The organism is Kitasatospora paranensis, from assembly GCF_039544005.1.
Lineage (GTDB): Bacteria > Actinomycetota > Actinomycetes > Streptomycetales > Streptomycetaceae > Kitasatospora > Kitasatospora paranensis.
The window spans coordinates 7,634,202-7,658,741 of the sequence record NZ_BAABKV010000001.1 but is presented as its reverse complement, the minus strand read 5'-3'; the positions used below and the strand labels follow the sequence as shown (position 1 = coordinate 7,658,741).

19 protein-coding genes and 4 pseudogenes are annotated in these 24,540 nt (G+C 73.7%); 4 read left to right on the top strand and 19 right to left on the bottom strand.

What is annotated here, in order from left to right:
* Positions 1–67: 67 nt before the first annotated feature.
* The 3 genes from ABEB13_RS36340 to pnuC all read right to left on the bottom strand — a co-directional run bounded on the left by ABEB13_RS36340 (position 68) and on the right by pnuC (position 2,726).
* Positions 68–553 carry an ATP-binding protein gene (locus ABEB13_RS36340; protein WP_345708914.1) on the bottom strand — a complete coding sequence of 162 codons (486 nt, stop codon included), beginning with the start codon at positions 551–553 and terminating at the stop codon, positions 68–70.
* A gap of 350 nt (positions 554–903) precedes the next feature.
* A complete protein-coding gene (locus ABEB13_RS36335) occupies positions 904–2,067 on the bottom strand; it encodes an AAA family ATPase (protein ID WP_345708913.1) in 1,164 nt (387 codons plus the stop codon).
* Positions 2,064–2,726 (bottom strand): nicotinamide riboside transporter PnuC, encoded by a 663-nt coding sequence (pnuC, locus tag ABEB13_RS36330; protein ID WP_345708912.1) that lies wholly within the window; start codon positions 2,724–2,726, stop codon positions 2,064–2,066. Before pnuC ends, ABEB13_RS36335 begins: the two co-directional genes overlap by 4 nt.
* A gap of 158 nt (positions 2,727–2,884) precedes the next feature.
* On the opposite strand from pnuC, the gene ABEB13_RS36325 reads away from it, so the two are divergent.
* The gene (locus ABEB13_RS36325; RefSeq protein ID WP_100886980.1) at positions 2,885–3,562 is read left to right on the top strand and encodes a DUF6445 family protein; all 678 of its coding nucleotides are present in this window, start codon (positions 2,885–2,887) and stop codon (positions 3,560–3,562) included.
* A 61-nt stretch (positions 3,563–3,623) separates the two neighbouring features.
* Here ABEB13_RS36325 and ABEB13_RS36320 read toward each other — a convergent pair whose 3' ends face one another.
* The 3 genes from ABEB13_RS36320 to ABEB13_RS36310 form a co-directional block, all read right to left on the bottom strand.
* Positions 3,624–5,393 (bottom strand): discoidin domain-containing protein, encoded by a 1,770-nt coding sequence (locus ABEB13_RS36320; protein ID WP_345708911.1) that lies wholly within the window; start codon positions 5,391–5,393, stop codon positions 3,624–3,626.
* Positions 5,394–5,548: 155 nt separating this feature from the next.
* Positions 5,549–6,571 (bottom strand): LacI family DNA-binding transcriptional regulator, encoded by a 1,023-nt coding sequence (locus ABEB13_RS36315; protein WP_345708910.1) that lies wholly within the window; start codon positions 6,569–6,571, stop codon positions 5,549–5,551.
* 138 nt (positions 6,572–6,709) lie between these two features.
* Positions 6,710–7,609: an aminoglycoside phosphotransferase family protein gene (locus tag ABEB13_RS36310; RefSeq protein ID WP_345708909.1), complete on the bottom strand. Its 900-nt coding sequence runs from the start codon at positions 7,607–7,609 to the stop codon at positions 6,710–6,712.
* A 145-nt stretch (positions 7,610–7,754) separates the two neighbouring features.
* Between ABEB13_RS36310 and ABEB13_RS36305 the strand changes: the two genes are divergently transcribed.
* Complete coding sequence (locus ABEB13_RS36305) at positions 7,755–8,228, top strand: methylenetetrahydrofolate reductase (RefSeq protein ID WP_345710024.1); 474 nt, start codon at positions 7,755–7,757, stop codon at positions 8,226–8,228.
* 210 nt (positions 8,229–8,438) lie between these two features.
* Here the strand turns inward: ABEB13_RS36305 and ABEB13_RS36300 are convergent.
* Both ABEB13_RS36300 and ABEB13_RS36295 read right to left on the bottom strand, forming a co-directional pair.
* A pseudogene (locus ABEB13_RS36300) lies at positions 8,439–8,547 on the bottom strand (transposase); the annotation flags it as partial.
* Between the two features lie 28 nt (positions 8,548–8,575).
* Positions 8,576–9,136: a TetR family transcriptional regulator gene (locus ABEB13_RS36295; protein WP_345708908.1), complete on the bottom strand. Its 561-nt coding sequence runs from the start codon at positions 9,134–9,136 to the stop codon at positions 8,576–8,578.
* A gap of 82 nt (positions 9,137–9,218) precedes the next feature.
* On the opposite strand from ABEB13_RS36295, the gene ABEB13_RS36290 reads away from it, so the two are divergent.
* Positions 9,219–10,073, top strand: a complete 855-nt coding sequence (locus tag ABEB13_RS36290) for a patatin-like phospholipase family protein (protein WP_345708907.1) — start codon at positions 9,219–9,221, stop codon at positions 10,071–10,073.
* Between the two features lie 101 nt (positions 10,074–10,174).
* Here the strand turns inward: ABEB13_RS36290 and ABEB13_RS36285 are convergent, their stop codons facing one another.
* From ABEB13_RS36285 to ABEB13_RS36240, 10 genes and pseudogenes are all read right to left on the bottom strand, one after another.
* Positions 10,175–11,230 carry a LacI family DNA-binding transcriptional regulator gene (locus ABEB13_RS36285; RefSeq protein WP_345708906.1) on the bottom strand — a complete coding sequence of 352 codons (1,056 nt, stop codon included), beginning with the start codon at positions 11,228–11,230 and terminating at the stop codon, positions 10,175–10,177.
* A gap of 208 nt (positions 11,231–11,438) precedes the next feature.
* Positions 11,439–12,422, bottom strand: coding sequence for a hypothetical protein (locus tag ABEB13_RS36280; protein ID WP_345708905.1), 984 nt, complete (start codon positions 12,420–12,422; stop codon positions 11,439–11,441).
* Between the two features lie 1,082 nt (positions 12,423–13,504).
* Positions 13,505–13,726, bottom strand: a complete 222-nt coding sequence (locus ABEB13_RS36275) for a hypothetical protein (protein WP_345708904.1) — start codon at positions 13,724–13,726, stop codon at positions 13,505–13,507.
* Between the two features lie 100 nt (positions 13,727–13,826).
* The gene (locus tag ABEB13_RS36270) at positions 13,827–14,945 is read right to left on the bottom strand and encodes a M24 family metallopeptidase (RefSeq protein WP_345708903.1); all 1,119 of its coding nucleotides are present in this window, start codon (positions 14,943–14,945) and stop codon (positions 13,827–13,829) included.
* A 26-nt stretch (positions 14,946–14,971) separates the two neighbouring features.
* Positions 14,972–16,320, bottom strand: a pseudogene (locus ABEB13_RS36265) (M20/M25/M40 family metallo-hydrolase).
* A 70-nt stretch (positions 16,321–16,390) separates the two neighbouring features.
* Complete coding sequence (locus ABEB13_RS36260) at positions 16,391–16,831, bottom strand: hypothetical protein (protein WP_345708902.1); 441 nt, start codon at positions 16,829–16,831, stop codon at positions 16,391–16,393.
* Positions 16,828–18,309, bottom strand: a complete 1,482-nt coding sequence (gadC, locus tag ABEB13_RS36255) for a glutamate/gamma-aminobutyrate antiporter GadC (RefSeq protein WP_345708901.1) — start codon at positions 18,307–18,309, stop codon at positions 16,828–16,830. Before gadC ends, ABEB13_RS36260 begins: the two co-directional genes overlap by 4 nt.
* Before the next feature lie 180 nt (positions 18,310–18,489).
* Positions 18,490–19,344 carry a SpoIIE family protein phosphatase gene (locus ABEB13_RS36250; RefSeq protein WP_345708900.1) on the bottom strand — a complete coding sequence of 285 codons (855 nt, stop codon included), beginning with the start codon at positions 19,342–19,344 and terminating at the stop codon, positions 18,490–18,492.
* Positions 19,345–19,753: 409 nt separating this feature from the next.
* On the bottom strand, positions 19,754–20,164 hold the full coding sequence (locus ABEB13_RS36245; protein ID WP_345708899.1) for a hypothetical protein: 411 nt from the start codon (positions 20,162–20,164) through the stop codon (positions 19,754–19,756).
* Entirely contained in the window at positions 20,164–20,460 is a 297-nt protein-coding gene (locus tag ABEB13_RS36240) for a PAS domain-containing protein (protein WP_345708898.1), read from the bottom strand. The genes ABEB13_RS36245 and ABEB13_RS36240 overlap by 1 nt, the downstream gene beginning before the upstream one ends.
* A gap of 97 nt (positions 20,461–20,557) precedes the next feature.
* Between ABEB13_RS36240 and ABEB13_RS36235 the strand changes: the two are divergent.
* Positions 20,558–22,186: pseudogene (locus ABEB13_RS36235) on the top strand (SpoIIE family protein phosphatase); the annotation flags it as partial.
* A gap of 148 nt (positions 22,187–22,334) precedes the next feature.
* On the opposite strand, the pseudogene ABEB13_RS36230 reads toward ABEB13_RS36235, so the two are convergent.
* Positions 22,335–24,416, bottom strand: a pseudogene (locus ABEB13_RS36230) (MDR family MFS transporter).
* Positions 24,417–24,540: the final 124 nt, after the last annotated feature.

The following is a 24,540-nucleotide window of genomic DNA, read 5'->3' as shown; positions in this document are numbered from 1 at the left end:
ATGCGCGGTGAGCAATATTGCGGAGCACGCAATTTTCCTCCGGCGGCTGCGCTCGGCCCGACCGGCGTCAGACTGCCACCTGCAGCGACCCGTCGACGAACACCGCCTGCGTGAGCGCGAGTTCGGCGATGACGCACGTCCCGGTGGTACCCGGGAAGGTGTGACAGCCGCCGGTCAGCGCGCCCACCAGCCGCAGGCCCCGTCCGAACAGCGCGTCGGCGTCCTCGGGCGCCCGCCGGCGGGCCGGCCGCGGCCGCCAGCAGCCGGAGTCCTTGACCGCCACCCGCAGGACGCCGTCACTGCGGGACACCAGCAGGGTGATGTCGGGGCTGCCGCTGTGCAGCACCACATTGGTCGCCAGCTCGGTCACGACGAGCGCCAGGGCGTCGTCGATCTCCGGTGGGAGGCCCCAGCGGCCGGCCAGGTCGGCCGCGAACCTGCGCAGTTCCGGCACGGCCGCGACGGTGGCGGGCAGCACGCACACGGCCGGCCGGCCCCCGCCGGGGACCAGGTGATCGGAGTCGGACGGCTCTGTGTTCCCCTCGGTGACCATGCGGTGCTCCTGCCCGACCGCGGCACCCGGAGGCCCGGTCGTGTGCGAGGCGTTGCGTGGAGACGTGCTCGTCTCCCACCCTGCGGTCGGCGGCGGGAGGCGACAAACCGGGATCGGCCGACCAGGGGACACCGTCCGCCGGACCGCAGCTCGGAGGGGGTGCTCGCGGACGGCGCCGAGCACCGTCCGACCACCGGCACCGGCCGCCCTCGCCCCCGCCCCGCCCTCCGACGGCCCCCGCACGGCCGCCGACCAGGGTCACGCTCCGTGGCGCGCACGGCCGTTCGCCGGGCGGCGGACAGCCGGTCGGCACCGGACCGCGGCGCCCCGGCGGGCCCGGCCGGGGACGGTCACCCCAGGGGGTCGGCCAGGCCCCAGCCGTCGGCGAGGACGGCGTCGACCGCGGCGAGCGCTCGCTCCAGCCGGGTCGCCCGGTCGCCCCGCAGTTCCGTCCAGGGCGCCGCGGCAGCGGCGAGGACCTCACGGAAGCGGCCGGTCATCCACGCACGGAGGTGCTCGCCGTCGCGCAGCCCGTCGTCGTCGAAGGGGACGTCCTCGTCCGAGGTCAGCAGGTACAGGGACCGGGGCGGCAGCACCTCGGCCAGCCGGCGGACGGGGGCGGTGGCCCGGCCCCGGTAGCGCTCCTGCCAGACGGTGGTGGCGAGGGTGTCGGTGTCGCAGACGAGGACGGGCCCGCCGGCCCGGGCCGCCCGGTGCTCGGCGTCGTTCTGGCGGCGGCCCACGAGCTCGAAGTCCGCGTCGGTCCACTCCAGGTCGAAGACGGTCGGGAGCGGGCCGGCCGGGTCGGCCAGGCCGCGGGCAACGGCGAGTTTGGCGACCGTCAGCTCGCGCCCGTACTCGGGGACCCAGCGGGTGAGGGCGTGCGGGCCGCCGCGGCCGCGCAGGGCGGCGGCCAGGTCCCGGGAGAGCGTGGTCGTCCCGGTCGACTCCGCACCGACCACCACGATCCGGCGGGCGAGGCCGCCGCGGACGGGCGGTTCGAGCTCGTCCCAGTGGCCGACCGGGTCGGCCCGGACTTTCGTCCCGGAGACCGCGAAGGTTTCCCGCCCGGTGTCGAGGACGACCGGCACGGCGTCGAAGCGGCGGGCGAGTTCGGTTCCGTACGGCTCCGAGCTGAAGACCGCGTCCACCGGCGCGGCGGGCGGTGCGGCGGCGACCGCCTCGCGCATCAGCGCGACGTGGCCGGACCAGGCGTCGGCGCTGTCGTAGTCGACCGGCAGGTCGTCGGCGATCCCCACCACCGCCACGTGCGCCTCGCCGGCCCAGCGCTCGCGGATCCATGCGACCCGGTCGGCCAGGGGTATGGACTCACAGGCGGCGGCCATCACCACCACGGTGACCCGCTCGCAGGCGTCCGCGGCCGCCCGGATGAGGAAGTGGTGGCCGGCGTGCGGCGGGTAGAACTTGCCGATCACCAGGCCGTGTGCGAACCGGCCCTGCGCGGAAGGGCCCGGCGCGATCCGGCCGGGGGCGGGCAGTGCCTCGGCACTCATGCGGGCACCCCCGCGACGGCTGCGGGGCGGGCGGCGGCGAGTTCGCGCAGCCAGGACCGCAGGCCCACCCCGCACAGGCCGAGGAACAGCACGTAGACCACGGCGGTCAGCACCAGATCCTTCGCCGCGTAGAGCGGGATGTACACGAGGTCGGCGGCGATCCAGAAGTACCAGTTCTCCACCTGCTTGGCGTTCAGCAGCCACTGGGCGGCGAGTGACAGCGCGGTGGTGAGGGCGTCCCAGAACGGCGCACTGTCGTGCGCCCGGGTGAGGATCACGGTCAGGGCCCAGGTGGCGGGCACCAGGAGGGCGAGCAGGACGAGCAGGCCGGCGGGCGAGGCGTGGCCCATGGGCCGCCGGCTGCGCCGGTCGCCGCCGCGCAGCCAGCGGAGCCAGCCGTGGGCGGCCAGCAGCAGGAACACCACCTGGAGGGCGGCGTCCGCGTAGAGCCGGGCGCCCCAGAACAGGACGAGGAAGAACAGATTGTTGGCGATGCCGACCGGGAAGTTCCAGCTGCTGGCCCTGACACAGAGCCAGACGCAGACGGCGCCGGTCGCGAAGCCGAGCAGTTCGGCGGTGGTCACGGCGTCCTGCCCGAGCAGGAAGAGCTGGTGGTTGAGCGGTGCGAGCAGGTCGTTGAGGGTGTCGGCGACGGACACGGGGTCCCCTTCAGGAATAACGTCAGGTTGACGATAAAGGGTGGACGGCCCACTTCGCAACGGCCGGCCCACGGCGGCCTGTGCTTGGCCTGCGCTTGACGCAACGTTGACCCGCGCGCGGGCGATCACCCGCGGACGCCGCCGCTACCGTCGGGTTCATGCCACGTCTCCCCCGGACCCCGGCGATCCCGGTGCTTCCGTACCGCAAGCCCACGCTCGGCCGCGACTACTGGGTCTTCGACGACGTACTCCCGGACGCCGAGGCCGCGCGGGCCCGCATCCTGGCCCGCGACGACTGGAGCGAGGGCTACCCCCACAAGCCCGAGGCCTGGCCCGGACTGCGGACGATGCCGGGCCTGGAGCCCGACGAACTAGCCCACGTCGAGGCGCTGGTGATGAAGGCGACCGGCGCCCGCCGGATCTGGCCGGAGACCTCGGCCGGCGGCGCGGTGGTCAACCACAACTGCGTCCAGGTCGTCGGCCGCGACGAGTGCGAGCCGCGCCCGCACACCGACGCCCGCTCGGTCTGCCGGTACGCCGCGGTGCTCTACCTCAACCCGGCCGCGCCGAAGGACTGCGGCACCAGCTTCTACCGGCAGCAGCTGCCCGGCGGCGTGCTCGGCGGCAACACCGTGGCCGCCCCGCACAACAACCTGGTGGACGCCCTCGGCACCCGGTTCGTGCCGGCGGACTCCTTCGTGGAGGACGTCCGGGTGGCCCACCGGTTCAACCGGCTGCTGCTCTACAGCGCCAACCTCATCCACACCGCGACCGGTTACTGGGGCAGCACCCTGGAGGACAAGCGGATGACCGCGGTCTTCTTCTGGATGGCCTGACGCACCGCAGGTGCAGCGCGCCGCCGGCGGCCCCGAGGGGCGGCCGGCGGCGCGCCGGTTCTCACTGGTACACGCGGACGTAGTCCACGAGCATCTTCTGCGGGAAGACGGTGGTGGCGTCGGGCGCACCCGGCCAGTCGCCGCCCACCGCGTTGTTGAGGATCAGGTAGAACGGGTGGTCGTACACCCAGGGCCCGCGGGTGGTCTCCAGGACGGTGCGGTCGACGGTGAAGAACGCGTTGCCGTCGACGTAGAACGTCATGTGCGCGGAGTCCCAGTCCACCCCGTAGGTGTGGAAGGCGTTCGCGAAGTCGCTGCCCGCCACGGTGTACGGGGAGCCGTAGCCGCCCGCGCCGTTGTAGGCCGGGGCGTGCAGGGTCGAGTACACCGAGTCCGCCACCTTGCCGACGTGCTCCATGATGTCGATCTCACCCGAGGCGGGCCACGGCGTACCGGTCTTGAAGTTGGCGCCGAGCATCCAGAACGCCGGCCACAGGCCCTGCGTGCCGGTCACCTTGATCCGCGCCTCGGCGTGCCCGTAGGTGAAGTTGAAGTGGTCGGAGGTGTTGATCCGGCCGGAGGTGTACTGGCAGGTGGTGCTGCCGGACAGCGGGTCGCGCGGGCAGGACGAACCGGCCGTGACCTCCTTGCGGGCGTCGATGACCAGGTTGCCGGTGCCGTCCTGGTAGAGGTTCTTGTTGCCGGTGGTGTAGTACTCCAGCTCGTTGTTGACGCCCGCCCCGGGGTCGGTCGTCCACTTCGAGGCGTCCGGCGCAGCGCCGTTGGCGCCGTTGAACTCGTCGCTCCAGACCAGGTGGCCGGGGAAGGACGGGTTCGGCGGCAGCGCGGGCGGCGGGGTGGGGGTGCCGCCCGTGCCGTAGACCTGGAACTCCCAGAGCGAGTAGCCGTACGCGGTGCCCCGGGCGGTGCCGTACATCCGGATGTAACGGCCTCTGCCGTTCAGGTCGGTGAGGGTCTCCTTGAAGCCCTTGCCCGTGGTGGTGGAGTAGATGTCCGTCCAGGTGGCCGCGTCGTTGGAGACCTGCAGCCGGTAGGCGCTGGCGTAGGCCGGGTCCCACTGGAGGACCACCTTGTGGATCTGCGCGGTGGCGCCGAGGTCCAGGTAGATCCAGCCCGGGTCCGTCCAGCCGGTGGTGGAGCTGGTGGCCCAGCGGGTGGCCGGGTCCTGGTCGTCGACCTTGGCCGGCACGCAGCCGCCGCAGTTGCCGTCGTCCTGGCTGGAGGACGCCACCGCGGGCCGCTGGTAGGAGAGTTCGACGTCACCGGTGGAGGTGCCGGAGGTGCCGTACACCTGGAACTCCCAGAGCGAGTAGCCATACTGGGTGGCCCGGGCGGTGCCGTACATCCGGACGTAGCGTCCGGTGCCGTTGACGGTCAGGTTCTGGGTGCCGCCGGTGCCGGTCGTGGTGGTGTAGACGTCCGTCCAGGTGGTGCCGTCGGCGGAGGTCTGCAGCTTGAACCCGGTGGCGTAGGCGGCCTCCCACTGCAGGACGACGCGGCTGACGGTCGCCGACGCGCCGAGGTCGACCTGGATCCACTGCGGGTCGGCGAAGGCACTGGACCAGCGGGTGCCGGCATTGCCGTCCACGGCGGCGGTCGCCGGGAAGGCCACGCTGTTCTCCGTGGAGGAGGCGGTGACCGCCTTGCCCTGCGAGAGCAGCGTCTCGGTGGCGGCCGTGCCCGCGTGCGCGAACGGGATGAGCAGGGCGCCCGCGGCGAGCACGAGTGCGGTGAGCAGGCGCAGGAGCGCCTGGTGGGTGCGGTGGTGCAGGCGGCCGGCCGTGCCGACGCCGGATGGTGCTGAGGTCATGGGAGCTCCAGCTGGGTGGGGGTGGTGCGGCGCTGGGTGCGGCGGCCCGTGGGGGACCGCGCGTGACGTGGCGGCTCTGCGGCCGCGCGGCTCTCGCGGCGGGCGGCGGGGTGGCCCGCGGGCCCGGACGGAGCGCGCGGTGGCCGGCCGGACGCTCATGCCGAGTCGCGGACGATCAGCGCGGTGGGCAGCACGAGCGCCGGAGCGGTCTCCTCGCCGGCCGCCAACCGCTGCACACTGCGGACGAGTTGGCGCCCGAGTTCGTCGATGGGCTGGCGCACGGTGGTCAGCGCCGGTGCGCACGACAGAGCGGCGTCGATGTCGTCGAAGCCCACCACCGCCACATCGTCGGGCACCCGGCGGCCGGCCTCCCGGAGTGCCTCCAGCGCGCCCGCCGCCATCTGGTCGGAGGCGGCGAACACCCCGTCGATCCGGGGCTCCCGCCGCAGCAACGCGGCCATCGCGGCCCGGCCGGACTCGACGGTGAAGTCGCCCTCGGCGACCAGCTGCGGGCCGCGCACCCGGGCCGTCTCGCGGCGGTAGGCGGCGAGCCGTTCGATGCCCGCGGTCATGTCCGACGGCCCGGCGATGGTGGCGATCCGGGTGCGGCCGATCCGGCGCAGGTGCCGGACGGCGGTGGTCGCGCCGCCGGCGTTGTCCACGCCGACGTAGGGCAACAGCGGTCCGCCCAGCGGCCGTTCGTTGCAGACGACCGGAACTCCGGTGCGGGCCAGCGCCGCGGGCAGCGGATCCGGGCCGTGCATGGAGGCCAGCATCACGCCGTCGACGTGGCCGGCCCGGGCGTACTGCTCGATCCGCCGCCGCCCGGCCGGCGACCCGGCCAGCAGGATCACCAACTGCTCGTCGGACTCCTCCAGTTCCTCGGTCGCACTGCGGATCAGCGCCGGGAAGAAGCCGTCCGAGAACACCCGGGCCATCCCCTCCGGCAGCACCAGGGCGTACGACCCGGTGCGGTGCGTGACCAGCGACCGGGCGGCCTGGTTGGGGACGTACTGGAGGTCGGCGACGGCACGCATGACCGCGCTGCGGCGCCGCTCGCTGACCGGGTGGGAGCCGCTGACCACCCGGGAGGCAGTGGCACGGGAGACCCCGGCGCGCTCGGCAACGTCCTCCAGGGTCGGCCGGTGCCGGTCGGGGGCCGTCAGCTCCACCGACATGTCCCCTCCCTTGCCGTCGCGGAATCCACATGAGAGAGCGCTCTCTCAGCCGGGTAGAGAGTGCCCCGCAACGCCGGGCCATGTCAATAACCGTGCCGGGATTCGCCGTTCGCCCCGCGCAGCGGACGGCGGGATCCCTCAGCGTTCGTCCAGCACCGCCCGGATCACGTACCGGGCGTTGCGCGCCATCGCGGGGTTGGTCCTGCGGTAGTACGGCAGCGCGATCAGCGCCTGCGAAAGCGTGCGCCCCCGGCCACGGATCCAGGTCGCCTCGTCCACCGCCAGCGCCTCGCGGAAGGCCTCCCGCGCCCCGGCCGGCAGGAGATTCCAGGCCGGGAACAGATCGCAGGCCGGATCCCCCACCCCCGCACACCCGAAGTCGATCACCGAGCTGAGCCTGCCACCGTCCACCAGCAGGTTGCCCGGCATGAGATCGGCATGCAGCCACACCGGCGGTCCGTCCCAGCCCGGGGCCTGCAGCGCCTCCTCCCACACGGCCGCGGCGGCATCGCAGTCGACGCCCTCCTGCGGGATCCCCCGCAGGGTGTCGATGGCCGACCGGGTCTCCGCGTCGAGGGAGGCGACAGGTCCGCCGCGATGGGCCTGCGGCGCCTGCGGCAGGGTGATGCTGCGCATCGCCACCACGAACCCGGCCAGATCCCCGGCCAACAGCAGCGGTGCACTCAGCTCCCCCGCCTCGGGGTTCTCGCCGCTCAGCCACCGGTGGACCGACCACGGCCACGGATACCCCTCGGCGGGCTCCCCGGCGGCGAGCACCTCGGGGATGGGCGTGGGCAGGTGCGGCGCCAGTCGGGGCAGCCACGCCTGCTCCGACGACACGTCGCCGGCACCGCCCTCCACCAGCGGCAGGCGTACGACCATGTCCTCGCCCAGCCGGTACATGGCGTTGACCGTGCCCCCGGACGGGTACCGTTCCACCGCGAGCCCCGCCCAGCGCGGGAACTGCCCCGCGACCAGCCGCCGCACCAGACGTTCGTCGATGGGGTGCATGCCGGGGTGCATCTGCCCTGTCCTCATGACTCGCCATCCGACCGCCCGAAGCCGACGGGCGTCAAACGCTTTCCGCCACGTCGGAAGCGACCGTCCAGGGAGTACCCGTCCGAACACTGGTCGGTGCGGACGGTTGACGGCGGTTGTCCGCAGCGTCCCGTACCCTGCGCCCGTGATCACCGAGGAGTACCTCTCGACCCCGGACGCGTTGGCCGTGCAGCCATTCCCGGCGGCGACCTCCGCCGACGTCACCGGGAGCAGTGGACCGGGGCATCATGTGCGCGAACTGCTGGCCGGTCGGGACTTCCGGGAGGAGGACGACGACGGGCAGACCTGGGTCGAGGCCGAAGCCGAACTGAGAGCCTGCCTCGACGACCTGGCCGCACACCTGACGACTCGGTGGGGCGACGCATTCGACGTGGACCTCGGGCCATATCTCCGTGCCGGCTGCGAGGGCGAGATCGTGCCCGAGCCGCTCGACCACCTCAGCCAACAGGCCGTGAGCATGCAGGTGTGGCCACTTCCCGACGGCGGTCGTCGGCTCGCACTGACGATCGGACAGGCCGACAAGGAGCTACCGCTCGTCCTGTCTGCTGCGGTCGGCCGGTTTTCCGCATTCGACGTGACCGTGAGCAGCCGGTCATGAGCGGAGCAGACCTCGCTGACCACCTCCGCCAGCGCACCCGGTGGCGCTCAGGGACCATCGTCCATGGCCCGCACCACCCCAGCAGGTCACGCCGGTGCACCCCCGTACGTACCCGGCGCAGAATCCCGTCGACCAGCTGCCGGTGATCCCGACACCGCCCACAACGACCGTCGCTCACCGCCAGGAACGGCGACCGATCCCACGAGACGGGCCCGCGCCGGCCTGCGTGAACCAGGTGGACGGCGACTTGGGAGCTGTCCGTTCTCCCCGCCGTGCCGGTGTACCGGCGTTGGACGCCGACCGTATGGCTGCCCTTCTTCCAAGGGCGGGCTGAGCACCAACCGCCTTCAATGCCGGAGGAGTTCGCAGAAGCGGTCCAGGGCGCGGTCGGTGCGGCGACGGTCTCCCGTGGTCGTGAGATCGAACAGGAGACCCCGAATGACAGCCATGACCAGCGTGGGAGTGACCGTGTCGTCAGGACCGGTGGCGGTGTCGTGCAACGTGGCGCCGAGGGTGTGGAACCAATCCGTGATCGCCTCGGCCTGATCGGGGTGGTTCTCGGGGTGAGCCAGGCCGTCGGCGTGCACCTCGAAGATCAGCCGGACGTACGGGGCACGCTCAGGCGCGCTGATCCAGGCCCAGATGCCGCGCAGGTGTTCCTCCGGAGACGCCGCCCGCGCCGGAAGGTTCTCGGCCAGCCGTGCCACTCCGCGGCGGCGGGCCTCGGCAAGGACGGCAGATACCAACTCCTGCTTGCTGCCGAAGTCGTAGAGCAGCATCCGCGGGCTGGTATCGAGAGCCGCGGCCAACGGCCGCAGGCTCAACCCGGCCAGGCCGTGTGCCAGTACGTAGTCGGTCGCCCGCGCCAGCGTGGCCTCCCGTCGGGCGGGATCTGCGGGTCGCCCCACGGTGGATCATCCTCTCCGTACTGCGGATCTGAACGCACGTCAGTATATGGTACGACTGTTTCAATAACGGGAGGAGACAGTCGTGCACACACTCGACCGGGCACTCGCACTGGGCGCCGGCGGCCCCGTTGGTGCGGCCTGGATGGCCGGACTGGCCTGCGGACTGCACCGCGGCGGGGTGGACCTCGGCGAGGCCGATCTGATCGTCGGCACCTCGACCGGCGCGATCATCGGCACGGTGCTGGCCACAGGTCAGGACCCCGGCCGGCTCGCCACTCCCGTTCGCCCCGCCGACTCCGACGGCACCCCGCCCCAGGTGGACGGGCGCCGACTGGCCGAGGCGTTCGCCGTGCTCGGCCGTGCCGCCTCCAACCCAGCCGAAGCGCGCCGCCGAGTCGGCCGGATCGCGCTCGCCGCCGAAACCGGCCCCGAGCAGGCACACATCGCCCGGATGCGCGCCCTGGCCGGCGCGGACCAGTGGCCGGACCGAAAGCTGCTCATTGCGGTGGTGGACGTCGAGACCGGCGAACAGGAGGTCTTCGACCGTGCCACTGGCGCACCGCTGCCCTCCGCCGTGGCGGCGAGCACGGCCTTCCCGGGCATCTACCCACCGATCACCGTCAACGGCCGCCGATACATGGACGGCTCCCTGCGGTCCGCGACCAACGCCGCACTCGCAGCGGGAGCCCGCACGCTCGTCGTGATCGACCCACAAGCGCACCTGTTCCCCCGTGAGTTGCTCCAGCAGGAGCTGGCGGTCGCCGGGGCGCACACAGTGCTGACCATCGAGCCCGATCCGGCATCCCGACGCGCATTCGGCTCAGACCTGAGCGACCGCACGGCCTGGGAACCGGCCTACCGGGCGGGTCTTCGCCAAGCCACCGATGCCGCAGAGCAGCTCCGCCCCGCGTGGAGGACCGGATCCCACACGGACTGAGCGCCGCCCGGCCCGGGGCCCGGCTGACAGCCGATGCGCGACGGTCCACCGACTGCCGGCAGGCCGTGCGATCGTCACGATCACGACCTGCCGATGGAGTCCTAGGCGGACTGACGCACCACCAGGGACGGCCTGAAGACCACCATCGGCATGGCCTTGGACGGCTCGGCGATCTGGCGCAGCACCAGGCGCGCCATTTCGGCCGCCATGTCCTCCACCGGCTGTCGCACGGTGGTCAGTTGGGGGTCGCAGGCCAGGGCCGGGCTGCTGTCGTCGAAGCCGACCACCGCGATGTCCTCGGGCACCCGTCGGCCGCTGCGCGAGAGCACCGGCAGCGCACCCAGGGCCATCAGGTCGGAGGCGATGAACACGCCGTCCAGGTCGGGGGCGATCTCCAGCAGCCGCCGGATCGCCACCGCTCCGCCGTCCTGGGTGAAGTCACCCTCCACGACGACGGGCTCGCCGAGGCCGTGGGCGGCCACCGCCTCCCGGTACCCGGCCAGCCGCTCCTGGCTGGCGGGCATGTCGAGCGGCCCGGAGATGGTCGCGATCCGCCGCCGGCCGATCCCGACCAGGTGGTCGACGGCGAGCCGGACGCCCTCGCGCTGGTCCACGTCCACGTAGGCGATCGGGCAGGAAGACGCCGGGCGGGAGGCCAGCACGGCCGGGATCCGGGTGTCGCTCAGCCACTGCGGCAGCGGGTCGGTGGCGTTCGAGGACACCAGGATCACGCCGTCCACGTGGCCCTGCCGCAGGTAGCCGAGCAGCTGGCCGCGCGAGGCGCTGTCGTCCGCGAGCATCAGGACCATCTGCATCCCCTGCGGGCGCAGCACCTGGATGACGCCGCTCACTACCCGGCCGAAGTGCGGGTCGGTGAACATCCGGCCGACGAACGGGTCGAGCGCCTGGTGGCGCCGTTCGGCCTCGGACACCACCAGGGCGATCGAGTTGGTCCGCCGGGTCACCAGCGAGCGGGCGGCCGAGTTGGGCACGTAGTTGGTCGCCGCGACGGCCTCTTCGACGACCCGGCGCAGCTCCGGATCGACGGTGGACTTCCCGTTCACGACGCGCGAGACGGTGGCCCGGGACACGCCTGCCACCTTGGCGACGTGCTCCAGGGTGACGGGCCTGGTCGAGGGTGGCAGATCGGTGGTCACGCTGCCAGTTATACCCCGTGTGGCAAGGCCCGTTCCGGGTGGATGCCGAAGATCGCCGTCGAAGGGCCGCGCGGGCACGGCAGGCGGCCCCGTACGAACTGCTCCACGGCCCGGCGGACGAGCACCTCGGGGCCGCTCATCACGGCCCGCCCGTGGGCGCGCGGCGCGGATCGGCGGGGTATCGACACCCCCGCCGTCGGACACCCGCTCACGACAGCGGGTGGATCTCGGTGCCGTCGTCGAGCACGCCGGTGACCTCGGGTCGACCACCCTCCGGGCTCTCGACGGCCACCGTTCGGTCGGCGGGCGCGGCGTCGAGGGGCGGGCCGTCGCCGCGGACACGGAGCCGGGCCACCCGGCGGCTGCCCGCCGCCAGCAGGAAGGCGTGGCCGTCGGGGGCCCGCCAGCGCGTCCAGCCCACCGTGTTCTGGTCGAACCGGCTGCAGCCCCTCCCCTGCGCCAGCGCGGTGCGCACCGTGCGGCCGCCACCGCCCGGTCCGGGCAGCAGCAGTTCGGTGGCGGCCGATCCCTCGCCGTTCCAGCGGTCGGTGCGCAGGCAGACCCAGGTCGCCGTGCCGGCGTGCTGGGGCAGCTGCTGCTCGGCGAATGCCCAGGCGTTCAACTCCTTCACCCCGGGGCCCTGTTCGGGCAGATTGCAGGCCGTCCTCGCCCAGGTGACCAGCGCGTCGGTGCCGGTCGCCTCGCGCGGCGCGCGGGCGGCGCCCGCGCTCGGCGGCGGCGTCCAGGTGAGGTGGGCCGGCAGGATGCCGCCGAGGTCGGCGAGGAGGAAGGCGTGCTTCTCCGCGACGGTGCGCGAGGAGCGCAGCTGCAGCACCGGGCCGCTCCGGCAGTCCGCGTCGGCCGTCGACAGCGCGGCGGTGACCCCGTCGGTACGGGCCACCGCGGTGGCCGGGGTGTCCGGTTGGCGCAGTCTGCGCAGTTCGGCGGTGTCGACCCAGGGCGCCAGCAGGAACCGCACCGAGCGGGTGGTGCGGCGCAGCACCACCGCGGCGCCGGTGGTGACGTCGCTGTCGTCGGCGCGGGCGACGACCATGCCCGTCTCGGCGCTCCAGTGGGCGATCCGCGCACCGTCGTGGAGCACCACCACGGCGGTGCCGTCGACGTCGCCGGCCCAGAGCAGCCGCGGGGTGCCGACGGGCGGCCCGACGGGGGTGCCGGGTTCGGTGTGCACCGCGAGGCCGCCGCGCTGCCAGAGGGCCAGGACCCGGCCGAGCAGGGCGGAGTCGCCCGTCCGGTCACCGCGGGCGGGCCAGGCGGAGAAGTCGAGCCGGGCGGTGCGGGTCCACTCGGTGGGCGCGGCGCGCAGCAGGGCGGCGGGGTCGGCGGTCGCGGCGAGGGGGCACCGTCGGCGGACGGCAGTCGCAGGGCCCCGGCCGGGGCCTGGGCGGTGCCCCCGGCGGCGGCCGCGCCGACCAGGGTGGCGGCCAGCACGAGGGCGGCCGCGCCGAGCCGGGTGGTGCGGCGGCGGCGGATGAGGTCGCCGGGCTGGACGCGGACGGTGCAGGGGTCGAAGCGGACCGGCTCGCCGACGACCGTCCGGATCGCCCCGGCCGCCCGGCGGGCCTCGTCCGGGCGGGCGACCCCGGCGCGGAGCAGCAGGTCGGTGATCTCCGCGGGCGGCAGGCCGTCGACGGCGCGCAGGGCGTAGGCGGCCCGGGCGGCCGCGGGGAGTTCGGCCAGCTCGCGGTCGAGCGCGAGTTCGTCCTCGGCTCCGTCGGCGGTGAACATCCGCAGGCCCCAGACCCCGGGCAGCGGCCCGCGCGGGCGGACCCGGCCGGCCAGCGCCCGGCGCACCACGCGCAGCCGCAGGCCGTCGTACAGGTCGTCGGGGTGCCCGGCGCGGCCGGCGCGCAGGCTCAGGCCGGGCAGCGCCCGCTGGGTGACGGCGTGGGCGGCGAGCAGCCGGTGGTGGCGGTCGGCGCCGGCGGGCAGGATCAGGTAGGCGATCCGGGCGAGCCGCCGGTAGTTGGCGACCAGGACCTCCTCGGCGTCGCCCGCCGCGTGGCCGTCGGGCGGTGCGGATGCCCGGCCGGGGTGCGGTGGTCGACGGTCCATGGCTGCTCCCGTTCTGGCGGCGGCGGCAGCCGGTCGGACTGCGGATGATCCAACGAGTGGATCATGCGATGGTTGCGCTCCCCGGGTGATCCGGCCCCGGACGCACGGCGGCCGCGGACGCACGGCTGCCCCGGACGCCGTTGCCGGGCGTCCGGGGCAGCCGGCCGGTCGTCGCGACCGGCGGAGCGACCGCCGTGCTCAGTGCGTACGGTCCTGCAGGTCGGCCATGGCGACCGCCCAGCGGATGTACTTGTTGCGGCCGAGGTCGCCGATCGTCTTGATCTTCAGCGCGGCGAGCGCCTCGCCGTGCGTGTCGGTCAGCCCGGCGAGCGCAGCCACCGGCGCGTCCAGCACCTCGGGCAGGCTCAGGTTCTCGTACGCCTTGTCGAGGACCTTGTCCAGGTCGGCGGTTACGGTCATGACGGCACCTCCGTAGACGGATCTCTCGCTCCAGCCTGGTGGGCCCGGACAGCCCCCGCCATCGGGGTTCGGCCGAGCGGTGCACCCGCCGGGCCTGCCCTCAGGTGACCAGGGCGAGGTCGTGCGGGGTGGAGTTGAAGCGTTGTCCGCCGTCCTCGGTGACGGTGACGATGTCCTCGATGCGGACGCCGAATCGGCCCGGGAGGTAGATGCCGGGCTCGATCGAGAAGCACATGCCGGGCACCAGCGGCTGCTGCTCGCCCTCGACCATGTACGGGGGCTCGTGGGTGGTGAGGCCGATGCCGTGGCCGGTGCGGTGGATGAAGTACTCCCCGTAGCCGGCCTCGGTGATGACCCGTCGGGCGACCCGGTCGATCTCCTGGCAGGCAATGCCGGGCCGGACGGCCTCGAAGGCGGCCTGCTGGGCGTGGCGGACGATGTCGTGCACCTCGCGGACCTCCGCGGGCACCTCCACGCCGACGTGGACGGTGCGGGTGGTGTCGGAGCCGTAGCCGTCCTTCAGGCCGCCGAAGTCGAGGACCACGGTGTCGCCCTCGGAGATGACCCGGTCGCCGGCCTCGTGGTGCGGGTTCGCGCCGTTCGGGCCGGAGCCGACGACGGTGAAGTCGACCTGGCTGTGGCCGTGCCGGCGCAGGGCTTCGGCCAGGTCGGCCGCGACGTCGTTCTCCGAGCGGCCGGCGAACGGCACGCCGAGGATGTCGTGGTACGCGGCGTCGGCCGCCGCCCCGGCCGCGGCCAGGCGTTCCAGTTCGTCGGCGTCCTTGACGGCGCGCAGCATCGGCAGCCCGGCGGTGAGCGAGGTGTAGGCGGTGCCGGGCAGCGCCTCCTGGAGGCCGAGCAGGTGCATCGCCCAGGCGCCGTCGGAGATGCCGTAGCGCCCGGCGGGGTCGAGGAGTTCGCGGGCGGCGCGGTACGGGTCGGTGCCGTCCGACCAGTCGGTGAGCCGGACGGCGGCGGCGCCGGGGGCGGCCTCGGCGTCCGGGCGCTCCAACTTGGGCACGATCAGGACGGGCTGCTTCCCGGCGCTGATCAGCAGGGCGGTCAGCCGTTCGGTGAGGGCGGTCGGCCGGTAGCCGGTCAGATGGACGAGGTCGGGGCCGGGGGTGACGACGAGCCCGGCGAGTCCGGCCGCGGCGGCGGCCGCGGCGGCGCGGGTCATCCGGTCGGCGAAGTCCTGGGTGGTGAAGGGCTGGGGCATGGCGGCTTCTCGATCCTCGGCGCGGGTCACGGACGGGCGGCGGCGTAGTGGCGCAGGAAGAGCGCCTCCACGTGTGCCATGTGCTCGATCTCGGCCGGGTCGACACTCTCGTTGGGGGCGTGGATGAGGCAGCGGGGCTCCTCGACGCCCATCAGGACGATCTCCGATCCGGGGTAGGCGTCGGCCAGCACGTTGCACAGCGGGATGGAGCCGCCCTGGCCCAGGAAGGCGAGCGGCTTGCCGTAGACCTGCTGGGCGGCCTTGTCGAGGGCGGCGTACGCGGGGCCGTCGGTGGCGGCGCGGAACGGCGAGCCGATCTGCTCGGGCTCGACCTCGACCCGCGCGCCCCAGGGCGCGGCGGCCTTCAGGTGGGCGGTGAGCGCCTCGCGGGCGGCGCCGGAGTCGGTGCCGGGCGGGACCCGGAGGCTGATCCGGGCGCGCGCGGTGGCGGGGACGGCCGCCGCCGAGCCGACCACGGGCGCGCAGTCGATGCCGAGGACGGTGACCGCCGGACGGGCCCAGAGCCGGTCGGCGACGGTGCCGGAGCCGGTCAGTCCGACACCGTCGAGGACTCCGGCGTCGGCCCGGAACTGCTGCTCGTCGTAGCCGACGCCCTCCCAGACGGCGTCGGCGTCCAGGCCGTCGATCCGGGTGGCGCCGTCCGGGCCGCGCAGCGAGTCGAGGATCCGGATCAGCGCGGCGAGCGCGTCGGGCGCGGGGCCGCCGAACATGCCGGAGTGCAGGTCGCCGGCGAGGGTGGAGACGGTGAGCACCACGTTGGCGACGCCGCGCAGGGTGGTGGTGGCGGTGGGCACGCCGACCGCGGCGTTGCCGGTGTCGCAGATCAGCAGGACGTCGGCGTGCAGTTCGTCGGGGTGCGCCCGGACGTAGTCCTCCAGGCCTCCGGTGCCCTGCTCCTCCGAGCCCTCCGCGACGAACTTGAGGCCCACCGGCACGTCGTCGCCGAGCGCGCGCAGCGCGGTGAGGTGCATGACGACGTTGCCCTTGCAGTCGGCGGCGCCGCGCCCGTACCAGCGGCCGTCGCGCTCGGTGAGCTCGAACGGCGGCGAGGTCCAGGCGTCGTCGTCGAGCGGCGGCTGGACGTCGTAGTGGCAGTAGAGCAGCACGGTGGGGGCGCCCGGCGGCGGCGGACGGTGGCCGATGACGGCGTGGCTGCCGTCGGGGGTCTCGGCGAGGTGGACGTCGCGCAGTCCGGCCTCGGTGAAGGCGGCGGCGACCCACTCGGCGGCCTCCCGGCACCGCTCCGGGGGTACTGACGCGGGTCGGCGACGGACGGGATGGCCACCAGGGCCGCGAGGTCCGCCTTGGCCCGGGGCATCAGGGCGGCGATCCGGGCGGCGAGGTCGTCGGTCATGGCTGGTCAGCTCCTCGGTACGGGACCGGTCGCGCCCGGCCCCGGTGGGGCGAACGCGACCGGCGTGGCGTCAGTTCCGCACGGTGTCGTCGGTCTTGAGGTCCTGCACCTTGCTGCGGAACTCGTCCAGCTTCTCGGGGCAGTAGACGTTGAGCACGATGGCGCCGGCCTCGACGACCCGCGCGTCGGCGATGATCGGGCGCTGGCCGGGGCCGCCCGCGCCGTTGGCGAGGTTCACCCGGTAGAGCGCGTTCTTCAGCGAGCCGGACGGGTTGCTGCAGGCGGCGCCGCCGTCGGTGCCCAGGGTGCGGGCGATCTGGCCCTGGTCGGGCAGGTGGGTGTACCCGGCGGCGACCAGTTGGTCGGAGAGCTGCTGCGCCTTGCGGTAGGACTCGTTGGTGGCCTTCTGCTGGGTGTAGGTGAGCAGACCGATCACCAGCATGGCGACGAGCAGGACGATCGCGCCGATGTAGATCGCACGGTGCTGCGAGGCCATCCGGGTGGGGCTCATGCGGCACCGCCCTCGGCGGCGGCGGCCTGGGGCTGGCGCCAGCTGGGCTTGCGCAGCTTCAGGAACGCGAACGGGATGACCAGGCCGAGCACCAGCAGACCGGCGGCGACGAACAGCACGTACGACCAGACGCTGCCCCCGCTGAACTGCGAGGACGGCACGAAGCCGATCACCATCGCCGCGGCCGAGGCCAGCAGGCCGGTCACGCAGAGGGCGACCAGGGCGGGGGCGCGGTAGCCGCGGGGGTGGTCGGGCTGGGTGCGGCGCAGCCGGATCGCGGCGACGAACATCAGCAGGTAGACGATGAGGTACACCTGGGTGGTGATCACCGAGAAGATCCAGTAGGCGCTGGAGACGTTCGGGATGAAGGCGTACATCAGCGCGATGACGGTGGTGACGACGCCCTGGGTGACCAGGATGTTCTGCTGGACGCCGTGGGCGTTGAGCCGCTGCAGGAAGGGCGGCAGGTAGCCCTCCTGGCGGGAGATCAGCAGCAGGCCCTTGGAGGGGCCGGCCAGCCAGGTGAGCATGCCGCCGAGGGAGGCGGCGACCAGGCCCACCGCGATCACCGGGGTGAGCCAGCCGACGTGGAAGTACTGGAAGAAGGCGTCGAACGCCTGCATGACGCCCGCGGTGAGGCTGAGCTGGTCGGCGGGCACCACCCAGCTGATCGCCAGCGCGGGCAGGATGAAGATCAGCAGGACCAGGCCCATGGCCAGGAACATCGACTTCGGGAATTCCTTGGCCGGGTTCTTCAGCGAGGAGACGTGGACGGCGTTCATCTCCATGCCCGAGTAGCTGAGGAAGTTGTTGACGATCAGCACGAGGCTGGCGATGCCCGTCCACTGGGGGAAGAGGTGGGCGGCGTTCATCGGGGCGGCCGAGGGGTTGCCCTGGCCGAGGAAGACCATGCCGAGGACGACGAGCAGCGCACCGGGGATGAGGGTGCCGATGACCAGGCCCCAGGAGGCCAGCCCGGCGACGGCGCCGGTGCCGCGGGCCGAGACCCAGACGCCGGTCCAGTACAGCACCATGATCACGATGGCGGTGTAGAGGCCGTTGTCGGCCAGCGCCGGATTGATCACGTACGCGATGGTGCTCGCCACATACGCCAGCAGGCTCGGGTAGTAGAAGATCGTCATGGCGAACTGGCACCACACGGCGAGGAAGCCCAACGGCTTCGACAGGCCCTGGGAGACCCAGTTGTAGACGCCGCCGTTCCAGCCCGAGGCCAGCTCCGCGGAGACGAGCGCGGTCGGCAGCAGAAAGACGATCGCCGGCACCAGGTACAGGAAGACGCAGGCCAGTCCGTAGACCGCCATGGTCGGGGCGGCCCGCAGGCTGGCCACCGAGCTCGTGGTCATCAGCGCCAGCGTCAGCCAGGTCAGCCGTGGCGCGGACACCGCCGCGGGTGCGGCCGTGCTGGTCGCGGTCGCTCTGCCCGACCCGCCGTCAGCCGGTACATCCATGGCGCTCATGCCGACTCCTCACCGCGTCCCGGACGGGCCGCCAGGTCCAGCCTCCGGGAGGGGCGCCGCGCCGCACCCGCAAGATCACCGGATTGGCGCAGTACCGCCGTCAGCCGTCGACGGTCTGCTCGGACCAGACGGTCTTGCCGCGCGCGCTGTACCGGGTGCCCCAGCGGCGGCTGAGGTGCATCACCAGGAACAGCCCGCGGCCCCCTCGTCGCCCTCGTTGGCCAGGCGCATGTGCGGGGCGGTGGAGCTGCCGTCGCTGACCTCGCAGAGCAGGCCCCGGTCGCGGATCAGCCGCACCCGGATCGGGCCCTCGCCGTACCGGATGGCGTTGGTGACCAGCTCGCTGACGATCAGTCCGGTGGAGTCGGCGAGGTCGGCCAGGCCCCAGGCGAGGAGCTGCTGGGAGACCATGGTGCGGGCGGTGGAGACGACGGCGGGTTCGGCGGGCAGCGTCCACAGCGCGACCCGGTCGGAGTCGAGCCGCTTGGTGCGGGCGAGCAGCAGCATGGCGTCCTCGTCCAGCCGGTCCGGGACGACGGCGTACGCGACGTCGTCGCAGAGGCCGGTCAGGTCCCGGTCGGGGTGGACGAGGACGTGGCGCAGCCGTTGGCGGCCGCCGGTCGGGTCCTCGTCACGGCCGGCGACCAGGCCCCGGGTGTAGAGGGCGAGCAGGGTCTGTTCGGGCAGTTCGACGGTGACGGCGCGGTAGCCGCCGTCGCGTTCGCCGTCCAGCGGGCCGCCGAGCGGGAGGTCGAGGGGGACTTGGGTGCCGTCGACGCCGATCGCCAGCGGCGGCGGGTGCCCGGCGCTGGCCGCGGTGCAGCGGCCGTTGACCGGGTCGTACACCAGGTAGAGGCAGGTGGCGAACACCTGGGGTTCGCCGGGGCCCGGGGTGGCGTCGGCGTTGAGCCGGTCCACCGTCTCGTCGAGACAGCCGAGCAGGTCCTCGGGCGGGAGGTCCTGCCGGGCGAGGGTCTGCACCACGGTGCGCAGCTGGCCCATCGCAGCGGCCGCCTCCAGCCCGCGGCCCTCCACGGTGCCGCAGGCGAGGGCCGTTCTGGCGCCGGACAGCGGGATGACGTCGAACCAGTCGGCGCCGGCCTCCCCGGACAGGTGCAGGAAGGCCGTGTCGACGGCGGGCAGCTGGGGCGGGCTGACGGGCAGCAGCCGGCGCTGCAGCGCGGTGGCGACCGTCCGCTCGCGGATGTAGTGGCGGGCCCGGTCGATGCTGAGCGCGGCCCGGTCGGCGAGTTCGTCGGCCAGCCGCAGGTCCTCCTCCTCGAAGGGTGCGGCTGCTCGACGCGCAGGAAGGCGACCAGGCCGAGCACGGTGGAGTGCACGGTCAGCGGGGCGACGATCACGGAGTGCACGCCGGGGCCGAGGAGCCGGTCGACGCGGTCCCTCCCGGGCGCCAGCCAGGCCTCGTCCGCGGAGAGCCGGGCGATCAGCCGCGGCTTGAGATCGTGCACGCTCTGCGAGAAGGGGTCGGGAACGGCAGCGCGGCGAGCGAGCCGGTGGCGGTCGTCCCCGGCCCGTCGAGGACGGTGCGGGTCGCGACCCGGCGCATCGGGGCGCCGGCCCGGACCGGCCCGGGGAGCAGCCGGCGGCCGGTGAGCACGTCGTCCAGCAGCTCGACCAGGACGGTGTCGGCGAACCGCCCGACGCCCACCCCGGCGAGCTCCTCCGCGGTGGTCTGGGGGTCGAGGGTGGAGCCGATCACGCGGTGCGCGTCGTTGAGGATCTCCAGGCGGGCGAGCGCCTCCTCCTGGGCGGTGATGTCCTCCACCATGACGGCGAGGCCGAGCACCCGGCCGCCCCGGTCGCGCAGCCGGAACATCGACAGGGCGACGGTCATCAGTGCGGTGTGGTCGTTCGGCCGGGGGCGCGGACCTTGTGGCGGCGGACGGAGGTGCCGGCCTCCAGGCAGGTCCGGGCGAGGTCGTTCAGCTCGGCGGCGGGGAAGGCGGGCGCGAACTCCTCGATGGTCCGGCCGAGCACGCGGTCGTCGGTGAGACCGCGCATGCCCCGCGCGGCCGCGTTGAAGCGGATCACCCGCAAGTCCGGATCGAGCACGAACAACCCGGCCGGGGCCCGGGTGAACAACGCTTCCAGCAGGGCTTCGTCGGCGTCGGAGCGGTCGGTGTCCTGCACGGTCGGCGCCTCTCTTCCGCTGCCGGGTCGTGTCTCCACCTTGGCAGCGCCTCCCCGTGCGGCAAGTCGGCACCGGGCTCGGGCCCCGCGCGTGCGGATGCAGCGCCCCGCCCGCGCCACGACGATGAGGGCAGAGCACCGGTCGAACGGAAGGGGTGCCGGCATGGCGCAGGACGGCCCGTGGCAGCAGCTGCCCTCGCCGCTGCGCGAGCTGCTGGAGGGCACGCCGGGCGCCGTCGGGGTGCTCGACACCGACCTGCGCTACCTCTACGTCAACCCGGCGCTGGCCCGGATGAACGGCGCCCCGCCCGAGGAGCACGTGGGCCGCACCATCGCGGAGATCGTGCCGGACATCGACGCCCGCGACGACGTGCTGCGGGCCGTGCTGGCCGACGGCGTTCCGCGCGAGGCCGTCTCCAGCGGACACACCCGGGTGGCGTCGCCGGCCGGCCGCCGCTACTGGCACGGCGCGTACCACCGGCTGGAGGTGGCCGGGACGGTGGTCGGACTGGTCGGGATCGTGCTGGAGGTGACGGCCTCCCGGCACCAGCAGCACGAGCTGGAGCAGGCCCGGGAGCGCCTCGCGCTGATGGACAGCGCCTCCACCATGATCGGGACCACCCTGGACATGGACACCACCTGCGGGGAGCTGGCGGACTTCCTCGTCCCGGTGATGGCCGACGCCGCCTCGGTGGAGGTGCTGCCGCCCGACGGCGCGGCCTCCCGCGGCGCCGCCCCCGGCCACCTGCGGCTGCGCCGGGCCGCCCTGGCGGCCGTCCCCGCGCTGCTGCCGCACGTGCAGCGGTTCGGCGCGCCCGGCGAGACCGTCGACTACCAGCCCGGTTCGGCGATCCCACGGTGCCTGGCGAGCGGCCGCCCGGTGGTCGACAACGCGCTGCCGGACGACCGGCTCGGCCGGTCCGCGCCCAACACCGACCGGGTGGCCGCCTACCGGGCCGCGCGGATCCACTCCGCCCTGGTGGTGCCGCTGCTGGCCCGCGGCCGACGGCTCGGCACGGTGACCCTGGTGCGCGCCGGGGAGTCCCCCGGGTTCGGCGACGACGACCTGCTCGTCGCGCAGGACCTGGCCCGCCGGGCCGCCGTCAGCCTGGACAACGCCCGGCGCTACACCCGCGAGCACGGCATCGCGCTGGCCCTCCAGCGGGCCCTGCTCGCCGAACCGGGCGCCCCGCACCCCGGGCTCCGGGTCGCCTTCCGCTACCGCCCGGCCGGCACCAGCGCCCTGGTCGGCGGCGACTGGTACGAGACGGCCGCACTGCCGGACGGGACGACGCTGGTGGCCATCGGCGACGTGATGGGACACAGCCTGGAGGCGGCCGTCGAGATGAGCCACTACCAGGCGATGCTGCGGATCGTGGCCGCCGAGGGCACGTCGCCGGGGCTCTTGCTGGACCGGATGGACCGGCTGCTCGCCCAGGTGGAGACCGCCCGTCCGGCCACCTGCCTGGCCGTGATCATGGATCCGGCCCGGGGCGTCTGCACCTACGCCAGCGCCGGCCACCTGCCACCCGCGCTGGTCGCCCCGGACGGCTCGGTGGAGCTGCTGCCCGTCGACCCTGGCCCTCCGCTGGCCACCGGCCACGGCGGCTGCCCCGAGGCCACCGCGAAGCTCCCGCCCGGCCACCACCTGCTGCTCTACACCGACGGGCTGGTCGAGCGCCGGGAGGAGTCCATCGACGAGTCGCTGGACCGGCTGTGCCGGCTGCGGCTGCCCCGCGAGGCCACCGGCGACCAGCTGCTGGACGCGGTGCTCGCCGGCCTCTCCCCGCCCCCGACGACGACGTCGCCCTGCTGGCCGCCGCCTTCATTGACTGAGGGCCCGCCGCGCGGGGCCCGGTCAGCGGCGGACCCGGTCAGCGGCGCGCGCCTGCCGGTACCGGGGCGTCCGGGTGACCGGGCGGCATCCCCTCCGCCAGGTCCTCGACGATCAGCCGCTTGGCGATCGCATCGACGGCGGCGCGCAGCTCGACGCTGCGCGGCCGGCCGCGGTCCTTCTCCAACTGCTCGTTCAGCCACCCCGCCCAGGCGCGGGTGAGCAGGTCGGTCTCCCGGCGGCCGGCGTCGGTGTGGCTGTAGTAGCCGTCGGAGCGGGACAGGTAGCCCTGGGCGACGGTGCGCTCGAAAACCGGCTCCAGCACCTCCGGGGCAGCCGCCGGGTGGCCGCGATCAGGCCGAGGCCGGCATGGCCGACCGTCCGGGTGAACAGCTCGACCTGCATCACCGCCCAGGCGCCGCCGATGTCCAGCCGGGTGCCGGAGCCCCGGACGATCCGCCGGGCGGTGTCGATGTCCGTGTTGCGGAGGATCTTGCCGACCGAGAGCTCCAGCAACCGGGCGGAGTCGCCGGAGTTCGGCGAGGCGAAACCCTCGCCCATGTCGGTGGAGGTGGCCCTGGCCGAGTCCCGCAGCTTGACCTGCTTGAGGAAGAGCGCCACCACGAAGCCGACGCCGGCCACCGGCACCGCCCACAGGAACACGGTGTGCAGGGCCTCGGCGTAGGCGTCGATGATCGGGGCGGCCTGGGCGGCGGGCAGCGCGTGGAGGCCCTTGGGGCTCTGCGACGCCTGCGCCAGCACCGCCGGATCGGCGCCGGTCAGCCGGGCCGAGGTGGCGATCGCGTCGGGCAGCCGGTCGCCGAGGGCGTTGGTGTAGATGGTGCCGAAGACCGCGGTGCCGAAGGACGATCCGAGGGTGCGGAAGAAGGTGACTCCTGAGGTGGCCGTCCCCAGGTCGGCGTAGTCGACGGTGTTCTGCACCGCGATGGTGAGCACCTGCATGGACAGGCCGATCCCGACACCGAGCACCAGCATGTACAGCGACTGCAGCCAGGTCCCGGTACCGGCCCGCATCAGCGACAGCAGGTACAGGCCGACGCCCATCACGAAGGTGCCGACGATCGGGAAGATCCGGTACTTGCCGGTGCGGCTGACCACCGTCCCGCTGAAGATCGAGGCGGCCAGCAGGCCCAGCACCATCGGCAGGGTCCGCACGCCCGAGACGGTGGCCGAGTCGCCGTCCACGTACTGGAGGAAGGTCGGCAGGAAGGTCAACGCGCCGAGCATGGCGAAGCCGACGATGAAGCTCAGCACCGAGCAGACGGTGAAGACCGGGTTGGCGAACAGCCGCATCGGCAGCATCGGCTCCGCCGCCCGGGTCTCGGCCAGGCAGAACAGGCCCAGAGCGACGACGCCCAGCACGAACAGCCCGATGATCACCGGGGAGGACCAGGCGTACTCGACGCCGCCCCAGCTGGTCGCCAGGATCACCGAGCTCGCACCGACCGCCACCAGGCCGATACCGAGGTAGTCGATCACCGGCCGGCCGACCGAGCGGATGCTGGGGATGTTCCGGGCCGCGGCCACCACCACGAGGATCGCGATCGGCACATTGACGTAGAACGCCCAACGCCAGGTCAGGTGATCGGTGAACAGGCCGCCGAGCAGCGGGCCGATCACGGTGGCGACGCCGAACACCGCGCCGATCGCACCCTGGTACTTGCCGCGCTCGCGCAGCGGATGACGTCGGCGATCAGGGCCATCGAGGTGACCATCAGACCGCCCGCGCCGACGCCCTGCAGGGCCCGCCAGCCGATCAGCAGCGACATGTTGGTCGCCAGGCCGCAGAAGAACGACCCGGTGATGAAGACGATCGCGGAGACCTGGAAGACCACCTTGCGGCCGAACATGTCACCGAACTTGCCGACCAGCGCGGTCGCCACCGTCTCGGCGAGCAGGTAGGCGGTCACCACCCAGGACATGTGCGCGGCGCCGCCGAGGTCGAGACGATCGTCGGCAGCGCGGTGCCGACGATCGTCTGGTCCAGGGCGGCGAGCAGCATGCCGAGCAGGATCGTGCCGAACACGATGTTGCGTTGCCGCCGGTCCAGGACGGGCGGTGCGACGGGCGGGGCCGCCGGGCCGATCTCACTGGTGGTCACCCTCGCATCGTCACCCGACCGGGCCCGCGCCGCCTGCGCAGCGGCCCGCACCGGTGAACCCCGGTGGCGCCCCGGCGCGCCCGGCCGGCCGCGCGCCGGGAGCACCCCGCCGGCCTCACCGGCG

What these genes read in the sequence shown, in the direction of transcription:
- ABEB13_RS36340 (WP_345708914.1), bottom strand. Translation starts at nt 553, where the DNA reads ATGGTCACCGAGGGGAACACAGAGCCGTCCGACTCCGATCACCTGGTC.
- ABEB13_RS36335 (WP_345708913.1), bottom strand. Translation starts at nt 2,067, where the DNA reads ATGAGTGCCGAGGCACTGCCCGCCCCCGGCCGGATCGCGCCGGGCCCT.
- ABEB13_RS36325 (WP_100886980.1), top strand. Translation starts at nt 2,885, where the DNA reads ATGCCACGTCTCCCCCGGACCCCGGCGATCCCGGTGCTTCCGTACCGC.
- ABEB13_RS36320 (WP_345708911.1), bottom strand. Translation starts at nt 5,393, where the DNA reads ATGACCTCAGCACCATCCGGCGTCGGCACGGCCGGCCGCCTGCACCAC.
- ABEB13_RS36315 (WP_345708910.1), bottom strand. Translation starts at nt 6,571, where the DNA reads ATGTCGGTGGAGCTGACGGCCCCCGACCGGCACCGGCCGACCCTGGAG.
- ABEB13_RS36310 (WP_345708909.1), bottom strand. Translation starts at nt 7,609, where the DNA reads ATGAGGACAGGGCAGATGCACCCCGGCATGCACCCCATCGACGAACGT.
- ABEB13_RS36275 (WP_345708904.1), bottom strand. Translation starts at nt 13,726, where the DNA reads ATGACCGTAACCGCCGACCTGGACAAGGTCCTCGACAAGGCGTACGAG.
- ABEB13_RS36270 (WP_345708903.1), bottom strand. Translation starts at nt 14,945, where the DNA reads ATGCCCCAGCCCTTCACCACCCAGGACTTCGCCGACCGGATGACCCGC.
- ABEB13_RS36260 (WP_345708902.1), bottom strand. Translation starts at nt 16,831, where the DNA reads ATGAGCCCCACCCGGATGGCCTCGCAGCACCGTGCGATCTACATCGGC.
- gadC (WP_345708901.1), bottom strand. Translation starts at nt 18,309, where the DNA reads ATGAGCGCCATGGATGTACCGGCTGACGGCGGGTCGGGCAGAGCGACC.
- ABEB13_RS36245 (WP_345708899.1), bottom strand. Translation starts at nt 20,164, where the DNA reads ATGACCGTCGCCCTGTCGATGTTCCGGCTGCGCGACCGGGGCGGCCGG.